General features: G+C 33.6%; 17 protein-coding genes. All 17 read right to left on the reverse strand.

Going from position 1 to position 8,696, the window contains the following annotated elements; all coding sequences use genetic code 11:
- Positions 1 to 43 precede the first annotated feature (43 nt).
- A complete protein-coding gene (gene rpsH, locus T483_RS0109605; protein ID WP_008426597.1) occupies positions 44 to 442 on the reverse strand; it encodes a 30S ribosomal protein S8 in 399 nt (132 codons plus the stop codon).
- 32 nt (positions 443 to 474) lie between these two features.
- Positions 475 to 660 (reverse strand): type Z 30S ribosomal protein S14, encoded by a 186-nt coding sequence (locus T483_RS0109610; RefSeq protein WP_026886669.1) that lies wholly within the window; start codon positions 658 to 660, stop codon positions 475 to 477.
- 16 nt (positions 661 to 676) lie between these two features.
- Positions 677 to 1,216, reverse strand: coding sequence for a 50S ribosomal protein L5 (gene rplE, locus T483_RS0109615; RefSeq protein ID WP_026886670.1), 540 nt, complete (start codon positions 1,214 to 1,216; stop codon positions 677 to 679).
- 22 nt (positions 1,217 to 1,238) lie between these two features.
- Positions 1,239 to 1,553: a 50S ribosomal protein L24 gene (rplX, locus tag T483_RS0109620; RefSeq protein ID WP_011967519.1), complete on the reverse strand. Its 315-nt coding sequence runs from the start codon at positions 1,551 to 1,553 to the stop codon at positions 1,239 to 1,241.
- Positions 1,554 to 1,568: 15 nt separating this feature from the next.
- On the reverse strand, positions 1,569 to 1,937 hold the full coding sequence (gene rplN / locus T483_RS0109625) for a 50S ribosomal protein L14 (RefSeq protein ID WP_026886671.1): 369 nt from the start codon (positions 1,935 to 1,937) through the stop codon (positions 1,569 to 1,571).
- 28 nt (positions 1,938 to 1,965) lie between these two features.
- The gene (rpsQ, locus tag T483_RS0109630) at positions 1,966 to 2,220 is read right to left on the reverse strand and encodes a 30S ribosomal protein S17 (protein WP_026886672.1); all 255 of its coding nucleotides are present in this window, start codon (positions 2,218 to 2,220) and stop codon (positions 1,966 to 1,968) included.
- 23 nt (positions 2,221 to 2,243) lie between these two features.
- Positions 2,244 to 2,456 carry a 50S ribosomal protein L29 gene (gene rpmC, locus T483_RS0109635; protein ID WP_009167820.1) on the reverse strand — a complete coding sequence of 71 codons (213 nt, stop codon included), beginning with the start codon at positions 2,454 to 2,456 and terminating at the stop codon, positions 2,244 to 2,246.
- Positions 2,456 to 2,890 carry a 50S ribosomal protein L16 gene (rplP, locus tag T483_RS0109640; RefSeq protein ID WP_008426579.1) on the reverse strand — a complete coding sequence of 145 codons (435 nt, stop codon included), beginning with the start codon at positions 2,888 to 2,890 and terminating at the stop codon, positions 2,456 to 2,458. The genes rpmC and rplP overlap by 1 nt, the downstream gene beginning before the upstream one ends.
- Positions 2,891 to 2,907: 17 nt before the next feature.
- Complete coding sequence (rpsC, locus tag T483_RS0109645) at positions 2,908 to 3,573, reverse strand: 30S ribosomal protein S3 (RefSeq protein WP_026886673.1); 666 nt, start codon at positions 3,571 to 3,573, stop codon at positions 2,908 to 2,910.
- Between the two features lie 24 nt (positions 3,574 to 3,597).
- Entirely contained in the window at positions 3,598 to 3,933 is a 336-nt protein-coding gene (gene rplV, locus T483_RS0109650) for a 50S ribosomal protein L22 (protein ID WP_026886674.1), read from the reverse strand.
- 20 nt (positions 3,934 to 3,953) lie between these two features.
- Positions 3,954 to 4,226 carry a 30S ribosomal protein S19 gene (gene rpsS, locus T483_RS0109655; RefSeq protein WP_017209697.1) on the reverse strand — a complete coding sequence of 91 codons (273 nt, stop codon included), beginning with the start codon at positions 4,224 to 4,226 and terminating at the stop codon, positions 3,954 to 3,956.
- Between the two features lie 65 nt (positions 4,227 to 4,291).
- Complete coding sequence (gene rplB, locus T483_RS0109660; protein ID WP_026886675.1) at positions 4,292 to 5,125, reverse strand: 50S ribosomal protein L2; 834 nt, start codon at positions 5,123 to 5,125, stop codon at positions 4,292 to 4,294.
- 64 nt (positions 5,126 to 5,189) lie between these two features.
- Complete coding sequence (gene rplW, locus T483_RS0109665) at positions 5,190 to 5,486, reverse strand: 50S ribosomal protein L23 (protein WP_026886676.1); 297 nt, start codon at positions 5,484 to 5,486, stop codon at positions 5,190 to 5,192.
- Positions 5,486 to 6,106, reverse strand: a complete 621-nt coding sequence (rplD, locus tag T483_RS0109670) for a 50S ribosomal protein L4 (protein ID WP_026886677.1) — start codon at positions 6,104 to 6,106, stop codon at positions 5,486 to 5,488. Before rplD ends, rplW begins: the two co-directional genes overlap by 1 nt.
- Positions 6,107 to 6,132: 26 nt before the next feature.
- The gene (gene rplC / locus T483_RS0109675; protein WP_026886678.1) at positions 6,133 to 6,762 is read right to left on the reverse strand and encodes a 50S ribosomal protein L3; all 630 of its coding nucleotides are present in this window, start codon (positions 6,760 to 6,762) and stop codon (positions 6,133 to 6,135) included.
- Positions 6,763 to 6,836: 74 nt separating this feature from the next.
- Positions 6,837 to 7,145, reverse strand: a complete 309-nt coding sequence (gene rpsJ, locus T483_RS0109680; protein ID WP_002582605.1) for a 30S ribosomal protein S10 — start codon at positions 7,143 to 7,145, stop codon at positions 6,837 to 6,839.
- 453 nt (positions 7,146 to 7,598) lie between these two features.
- Positions 7,599 to 8,696: elongation factor Tu (tuf, locus tag T483_RS0109685; protein WP_026886679.1), on the reverse strand; the 1,098-nt coding region annotated here is incomplete at its 5' end.

Genomic DNA, 8,696 nt, shown 5'->3' on the forward strand with positions numbered 1-8,696 from the left:
AATTGTATTTTACAATTTTATCTAGTTTAATTTATCTGAGATATTACCAAACGTAGCAGATTACTTCTCCACCTAATCCATTCTTTCTAGCTTCTCTATCTACCATTATTCCATTTGAAGTTGAAACAACAGCGATACCTAATCCATTAAGAACTTTTGGTACCTCGTCTTTCTTGCAATAAACTCTTAACCCTGGTTTAGAAATTCTCTTAATACCAGTTATAACTCTTTCTTTATTAGCTCCATATTTAAGAGATAATCTTAACATTGGAACAACTCCATCGTTATATTCATTTATTTCTTTTATATAACCCTCTTGTAATAATATATTTGCAATTTCCTTCTTTACGTTTGAAGAAGGTACTTCTACCACTTCATGTCTTACAGCATTAGCATTTCTTACACGAGTTAATAAATCTGCTATAGGATCTGTCATAACCATTTAATGTGCCTCCTTTCGTTACATCGTATATCTTACCAACTTGCTTTTCTACAACCTGGAATTTCGCCCTTATAAGCAAGTTCTCTAAAACAAATACGGCATACTCCATATTTTTTTAATACAGCATGTGGTCTTCCACATATTCTACATCTTGTATAAGCTCTTGTTTGGTATTTAGGAGTTTTGCTCCACTTTTCAATAATAGCCTTACGTGCCAATGTGTTTCCCTCCTTATTATTGAGCGAATGGCATTCCAAGGAATCTTAATAATTCCCTAGCTTCTTCGTCAGTGTTAGCTGTAGTAACGAAGATTATATCCATTCCTCTAACTTTATCTATCTTATCATATTCTATTTCTGGGAATATTAATTGTTCTTTAATTCCTAATGAATAATTTCCTCTACCATCAAAAGCTTTGCTAGAAACCCCTCTGAAATCTCTAACTCTTGGTAGTGCGATACTCATTAGTTTATCAGCAAATTCAAACATGTTAGCTTTTCTTAGAGTAACTTTGCAGCCTAATGGCATATCTTCTCTAATTTTAAAGTTAGCTACAGATTTTTTAGCTCTTGTTAATACAGGCTTTTGACCTGCTATTAAAGTCAAATCATTAACAGCTGATTCTAGCACTTTTTGATTTTCTTTAGCTTCTCCAACTCCCATGTTGATTACTATCTTTTCTAGCTTTGGTACTTCCATTATGTTTTTATATCCGAACTTTTCAATCATAGCTGGAACTACTTCTTTTTGATATTTTTCTTGAAGTCTTGTCATATTAGTTACCTCCTTTCAAATTCTAGAATGTTTCTCCGCATTTTTTACATACTCTAACCTTAGTACCATCATCTAAAACTTTGTTACTAATTCTAGTCGCATTCTTACATTTGTTACAATATAACATAACTTTTGAGCTGTTGATTGCCGCTTCTTTTTCAATTATAGCGCTTTCAACTTGACCCTTATTAGCTTTTTGATGTTTTTTAACTATATTAACTCCTTGAACAAGAACTTTTCCTGTCTTTGGATACGCTTTTAACACTTCACCAGTTTTGCCTTTATCTTTTCCAGATATAACAATAACTGTATCATTCTTTCTTACATGTATCTTCAAGTTGGCCACCTCCTCTTATAGAACTTCTGGTGCTAATGATAAAATTTTAGTGAATTCCTTATCTCTTAGCTCCCTAGCAACAGGTCCAAAGATACGAGTTCCCTTTGGTTGCTTATCATCTTTGATTATAACTGCTGCGTTTTCGTCAAATTTAATATATGAACCATCAGCTCTTCTTACACCTTTTACTGATCTAACTACAACTGCCTTTACAACATCACCTTTTTTAACAACTCCACCTGGTGTTGCACTTTTAACGCTAGCAACTATAACATCGCCGATATTACCAAACTTTCTTTTAGATCCACCTAATACTCTGATACACATAATTTCTTTTGCACCTGAATTATCTGCAACCTTTAATAAGGTTTGTTGTTGTATCATTAAATTACCCTCCTTTCAGTTTTAAAGCTTATTTAGCCTTTTCAACTATTTCAACAAGTCTCCATCTCTTATCTTTAGATAAAGGTCTAGTTTCCATTATTGATACTCTATCATTAATTTTAGCTTCATTCTTCTCATCATGTACTTTAAACTTTGTAGTTTTATTAACTGTCTTACCGTATAATGGGTGTCTAACCTTAGTTTCAACAGCAACTACAATAGTCTTTTCCATTTTATCAGAAACAACCCTACCAATTCTTTTTTTTCTTAATGATCTTTCCATTAGGGCTTACCTCCTTCCAACTTTTATTGTTCCAATGCTTTTAATTCTTCTTCTCTTAAGATGGTTTTTATTTGGGCTATAGATTTCTTAACTTCTCTTATTCTCATTGGATTTTCTAATTGTCCTGTAGCTAATTGAAATCTTAAATTAAATAGCTCTGCTTTAAGATCGCCCAATTTAACTGTTAAATCTTGAGGATTGCTTGATTTCAATTCTTTTAATTCTCTAGCCTTCATTATTCTTCACCACCCATTTCCTCAAAATCTCTTTTTGAAACAAATTTTGTTTTTACAGGAAGTTTATGTGAAGCAAGTCTCATTGCTTCTCTTGCAGTTTCTTCTGGTACTCCTGATAATTCAAATAATACTCTACCTGGCTTAACTACTGCAACCCAGTATTCTGGTGATCCTTTACCTGAACCCATTCTTGTTTCAGCTGGCTTTTCTGTAACTGGTTTATCTGGGAAAATCTTTATCCAAAGTTTTCCACCTCTTTTAATGTATCTATTGATAGCAATTCTGGCAGATTCAATTTGGTTACTTGTTATCCATCCACAAGTTAGCGCTTGGATTCCGTAATCACCATAAGCTAAGAAATTACCTCTTGTAGCTTTACCTTTCATTCTACCACGTTGCACCTTACGATGTTTTACCCTTTTAGGCATTAACATGATCTATTCCTCCTTTCCTATGCGTTAGCCTCTTCCTTTTCTACTTTCTTAGTTGGAAGAACTTCTCCATTATAAACCCAAACCTTAACTCCGATTTTTCCATATGTTGTATCTGCTTCAGCAAATCCATAATCAATATCAGCTCTTAATGTTTGTAGTGGAATTGTTCCTTCATGATAATGTTCAGTTCTTGCTATTTCTGCTCCACCTAATCTACCAGAACAAGCAGTTTTCACACCTTTTATTCCGTGTTTCATAGCTCTTTGCATTGTTTGCTTCATAGCTCTTCTGAATGAAATTCTCTTTTCTAATTGCGCAGCAATATTTTCAGCCATTAATTGCGCATCAGCTTCTGCACTTTTAACTTCAACTATGTTTATTAAAACATTTTTATTTTCAACGAATTGAGTTAATTTATTTTTTAAAGCCTCAATTCCAGATCCACCTTTACCTATTATAACACCAGGCTTTGCTGTATATATGTTTAATTTTACTCTTTTAGCAGCTCTTTCAATTTCAATTTTAGAAATACCTGCAGAAAAAAGTTCCTTTTTCACAAATTTTCTAATCTTGTTATCTTCTATAAGATTATCAGCAAAGTTTTTCTTATTAGCATACCACTTTGCGTTCCATCCCTTGATAACACCTACTCTAAGGCCATGAGGATTTACTTTTTGACCCACTTGCTTTTCCCTCCTTTTATCTTATTAAGCTCTTTCTTTAACAACTACTGTTATATTGCTTGTTTTCTTTAATATTTTAAATGCTCTACCTTGAGCATGAGGTTGGAATCTCTTTAATGTTGATCCTTGACCAACGAAGCACTCTGAAACATATAAGTTATCAGCATTTAATTCCAAATTGTTTTCTGCATTAGCAACAGCTGATTTTAATACTTTATTTATAACTACTGCTGCTTCTCTTGGAGTATATTGTAAAATAGCAAAAGCTTCGTTAACTTGTTTTCCTCTTATTAAATTAAGAATTACTCCTACCTTTGTTGGAGACATTCTAATATATTTTGCTATAGCTCTAGCTTCCATTTATGATCCTCCTTTCCAGGCTATCTTTTTGATGTTTTATCGTCATGACCTTTATAAGTTCTAGTTAATACAAACTCACCTAATTTATGGCCAACCATATCTTCTGATATATATACTGGTACATGCTTTCTTCCATCATGAACAGCAATTGTATGACCTATGAATTGTGGAAAAATTGTTGAACTTCTTGACCAAGTCTTAACAACCTTTTTTTCTCCATTACCATTCATTTCTTCTATTTTATTAAAAAGTCCTTCATGAACAAAAGGTGCTTTCTTTGTTGATCTACTCACTAATATGCCTCCCTTCATAAACACTAAGGTCTAAGTTGTGAAGAGAACTTACTATTCTCCCCAAACTACTTAGCTCTTCTATCTTTGATAATAAATTTATCTGAATATTTCTTAGTCTTTCTAGTTTTGTATCCAAGTGCTGGTTTACCCCATGGAGTAACTGGACTTGGTCTACCAACTGGGGACTTACCTTCACCACCACCATGAGGGTGATCATTAGGGTTCATTACAGATCCTCTAACTGTTGGTCTCCATCCCATATGTCTCTTTCTACCTGCTTTACCGATATTAACAATATCATTTGTTGCATTAGAAAGTGTTCCTATAGTGGCTCTACATTCGATTCTTACATATCTCATTTCCCCTGATGGTAATCTAAGAGTTGCATAATCTCCTTCTTTAGCCATTAATTGAGCCGATCCACCTGCCGCTCTAACTAATTGACCACCTTTACCTCTTTGTAATTCTATATTATGAATAACCGTACCAACTGGTATATTCTTTAATGGAAGTGCATTACCTGGTTTAATATCAGCATTAACTCCAGACTCTATTACATCTCCAACTTTTAATCCTGCAGGTGCAAGAATATATCTCTTTTCTCCATCGCTATATACAACAAGAGCAATATATGCTGTTCTGTTTGGATCATATTCTATAGATGCAACCTTTGCTGGAACTGCATCTTTATTTCTTTTAAAATCTATTATTCTGTATTTTCTCTTAACAGTACCACCACGATGTCTAACAGTGATTTTACCTTGGTTATTTCTACCCGCTTTAACTTTTAACGCAACAAGAAGTGACTTTTCTGGTTGTTGTGAAGTTATTTCTTCGAATGTTGGCATAGTCATTTGTCTTCTTGCTGGTGTAATAGGGTTAAACTTTTTAACTGCCATTTAAAATTCCCTCCTTCTTCAAGCTTTTCTGGTGTTGATCACCAATAATGGCTTTATTCTACTATTATTGCATTCCCTCAAAGAATTCAATTCCATTGCTTTCTTCAGTTAATGTAACCATAGCTTTCTTGTAATCTGATCTTTTACCTACATGTACGCCCATTCTCTTAGTTTTACCTAAACCGTTTATAGTGTTAACAGATTCAACTTTAACGTTGAAAACTTCTTCCACAGCTCTCTTTATTTGAGATTTATTAGCATCAACATGAACTATGAAAGTGTACCTTTTTTCGGCCATAGACGCCATACTTTTTTCAGTTATGATTGGCTTTCTTATTATATCATGGCTTGTTAATTTCATTATGCGTACACCTCCTCAATTTTTGATACAGCATCTTTAGTTATGATTAATTTTTCATATTTTAACAAATCATACACATTAATGTTGTTTGCAGGAATAACATTTATTCCTTCAATATTTCTTGCTGACTTATAAACAACTTCATTTGATTCAGCTGTTATAATTAATGCTTTATTAGCTTCTAAAGCCTTTAGCATTTCTATCATACTCTTAGTTTTTGGCGCTTCAAAATTTAATGAATCAAGAACTATCATTTGATTATCTTGAACCTTGCTAGTTAAAGCAGATTTCATAGCAACCTTTCTCATACTCTTTGGAACTGAAACTCTATAGTCTCTTGGCTTTGGTGCGAATACAATTCCACCTTTGATCCATTGTGGTGATCTGATAGAACCTTGTCTTGCTCTTCCAGTACCCTTTTGTCTCCAAGGCTTAATTCCGCCTCCTCTAACTTCAGATCTAGTTTTAGTTGATTGAGTTCCTTGTCTTTTGTTAGCTAATAATGCAACTACTACTTGGTGTAATGCATATTCATTAATTTCTGCTGCAAATATACCTTCATTTAATTCCATATCCGCAACTTTATTTCCTTCTTTATTAAATACTCCTACTGTAGGCATTTTATTTCCTCCTTTCTTCAAAGAAATTAAGCTCTAACTGTATCTTTAATTACTACTGTACCTTTATTAGGCCCTGGGATTCCACCCTTAATTAGTATTAAATTCTTTTCAGCTATTACTTTAACAACTTCTAAATTAATCACTGTTGTATTTACAGATCCCATATGTCCTGGCATTCTCTTATTCTTGAATGTTCTAGACGGATCTGATGAAGCTCCCATTGAACCTGGTGCTCTATGGAATTTAGATCCATGAGTCATAGGCCCTCTTTGTTGATTCCATCTCTTTATTGATCCTTGGAAACCCTTTCCCTTAGATACTGCAGATACATCAACTTTATCTCCTGCTCCAAATACATCAGCTTTTATTTCATTTCCAACTTCGTATTGACTTATATCATCAAGTCTAAATTCTTTAAGAGTTCTTCTTAATGTAGCTCCAGCCTTAGCAAAGTGACCCTTTCTTGGCTTGTTAGCTAACTTTTCTCTTATTTCATCGAAACCAACTTGTATTGCTTCATAACCATCATTCTCTAATGTTTTCTTTTGAACAACAACACATGGGCCAGCTTCTACTACAGTTACAGGAATCACTTTTCCCTTTTCATCGAAAATTTGTGTCATTCCAACTTTCTTTCCTATTATAGCTTTTTTCATGTATTTACACCTCCCAAACTAATTAGCGGACTGTTAACAATCATAACTAGCCGTTTTTTATATTATTTCCAGTACTAAAGCTTGATTTCTATATCAACACCTGCTGGAAGATTTAATCTCATTAATGCATCAACAGTTTTAGGTGATGGATTAACAATATCGATTAATCTCTTATGAGTTCTTATCTCAAATTGTTCTCTTGAATCTTTGTACTTGTGAACCGCTCTTAATATTGTAACAACATCTTTTTCAGTTGGTAATGGCACTGGCCCTACAACTTTAGCTCCTGATGTTTTTGCAGTTTCAACAATTTTTTCAGCTGATTGATCTAAAATTGTATGATCAAAAGCTTTTAATCTAATTCTTATTTTTTGCTTTGACATTTCATTTCCCTCCTTTTATGTACGTTTTACTTCTAACGCACAACAGCGGCTATTCTGTAAACTGTTCCAGGTGTTTCACAATATCCAAACCTAATACAGAGTCCCTGTCGTCGGATTCTAGATCCAAACTTACTCATCAAGAATTACCCGGAAGTCCGGCAACCTCTTGAATCCTCGCTGTATGCTATGCAACTTCTTAATTATACTATTGTTATATTGTCTTTTCAAGCTTTTTTTTACATTTTCTTAACTTTTTTTTCATGTTTATATTTGCTCATTTTTTAGTTATCTTTGCTTAAATCTTTATACATTTTTATAACAATTTATCTCTCAAATAATAATTAAACCTTTTGTAAAAATAAATTCATATATTCCTAATCAGCAAAGTACATTATTTATAAAATAAAAGCAAGGAACCTATACCTTGCTTTTATTGTCAAATATAAATATATCTTATTCTACTATTTTAGTAACAACTCCAGAACCTACAGTTCTTCCACCTTCTCTGATAGCGAATCTTAATCCTTCATCCATTGCGATTGGAGTGATTAATTCAACATTCATATCAATATGATCTCCAGGCATTACCATTTCCATTCCATCTGGTAATTTGATTGATCCTGTAACGTCTGTTGTTCTGAAATAGAATTGTGGTCTGTATCCATCGAAGAATGGAGTATGTCTTCCGCCTTCTTCTTTCTTAAGTACATATACTTGACCTACAAATTTAGTGTGAGGGTGTACTGAATTTGGTTTTGATAAAACTTGACCTCTTTCAATATCAGCTCTTTGAACTCCTCTTAATAATGCTCCGATGTTATCTCCTGCTTGCGCTTCATCTAATAACTTTCTGAACATTTCGATTCCAGTTACTACAACCTTCTTCTTTTCTTCACTTAATCCAACGATTTCTACTTCGTCTCCTACATGAAGTACTCCAGCTTCAACTCTTCCTGTTGCAACTGTTCCTCTTCCTGTAATTGTGAATACATCTTCGATTGGCATTAAGAATGGCTTATCTGTTGCTCTTTCTGGAGTTGGGATATAGCTATCTACTGCTTCCATTAAGTCCATGATTGGCTTAATTGCTTCTTCATCTGTTGGATTTTCTAATGCTTTTAATGCTGATCCTGTTATTACTGGAATATCATCTCCTGGGAAGTCATATTCACTTAATAATTCTCTAACTTCCATTTCTACTAATTCTAATAATTCTGGATCATCTACCATATCTGCTTTATTTAAGAATACTACGATATATTGGATACCAACTCTTGATCCTAGTAGTATATGTTCTCTTGTTTGTGGCATTGGACCATCTGCTGCTGATACAACTAAGATAGCTCCATCCATTTGTGCTGCTCCTGTAATCATGTTCTTAACATAGTCAGCATGTCCTGGACAGTCAACGTGAGCATAATGTCTGTTTTCTGTTTGGTATTCAACGTGTGCTGTATTGATTGTGATTCCTCTTTCTTTTTCTTCTGGAGCCTTATCAATATCTGCATAGTTAAATGCTTCAGCGAATCCTTTATTTGCTAATACTGTTGT

The organism is Clostridium beijerinckii HUN142 (assembly GCF_000621745.1).
Lineage (GTDB): Bacteria > Bacillota > Clostridia > Clostridiales > Clostridiaceae > Clostridium > Clostridium beijerinckii_A.

Excerpts from the sequence above, each read along its gene's own strand:
- rpsH (WP_008426597.1), bottom strand. The coding sequence starts at position 442 with ATGGTTATGACAGATCCTATAGCAGATTTATTAACTCGTGTAAGAAAT.
- rplE (WP_026886670.1), bottom strand. The coding sequence starts at position 1,216 with ATGACAAGACTTCAAGAAAAATATCAAAAAGAAGTAGTTCCAGCTATG.
- rplN (WP_026886671.1), bottom strand. The coding sequence starts at position 1,937 with ATGATACAACAACAAACCTTATTAAAGGTTGCAGATAATTCAGGTGCA.
- rpsQ (WP_026886672.1), bottom strand. The coding sequence starts at position 2,220 with ATGGAAAGATCATTAAGAAAAAAAAGAATTGGTAGGGTTGTTTCTGAT.
- rpmC (WP_009167820.1), bottom strand. The coding sequence starts at position 2,456 with ATGAAGGCTAGAGAATTAAAAGAATTGAAATCAAGCAATCCTCAAGAT.
- rplP (WP_008426579.1), bottom strand. The coding sequence starts at position 2,890 with ATGTTAATGCCTAAAAGGGTAAAACATCGTAAGGTGCAACGTGGTAGA.
- rplV (WP_026886674.1), bottom strand. The coding sequence starts at position 3,933 with ATGGAAGCTAGAGCTATAGCAAAATATATTAGAATGTCTCCAACAAAG.
- rplB (WP_026886675.1), bottom strand. The coding sequence starts at position 5,125 with ATGGCAGTTAAAAAGTTTAACCCTATTACACCAGCAAGAAGACAAATG.
- rplW (WP_026886676.1), bottom strand. The coding sequence starts at position 5,486 with ATGAAATTAACAAGCCATGATATAATAAGAAAGCCAATCATAACTGAA.
- rplD (WP_026886677.1), bottom strand. The coding sequence starts at position 6,106 with ATGCCTACAGTAGGAGTATTTAATAAAGAAGGAAATAAAGTTGCGGAT.
- rplC (WP_026886678.1), bottom strand. The coding sequence starts at position 6,762 with ATGAAAAAAGCTATAATAGGAAAGAAAGTTGGAATGACACAAATTTTC.
- rpsJ (WP_002582605.1), bottom strand. The coding sequence starts at position 7,145 with ATGTCAAAGCAAAAAATAAGAATTAGATTAAAAGCTTTTGATCATACA.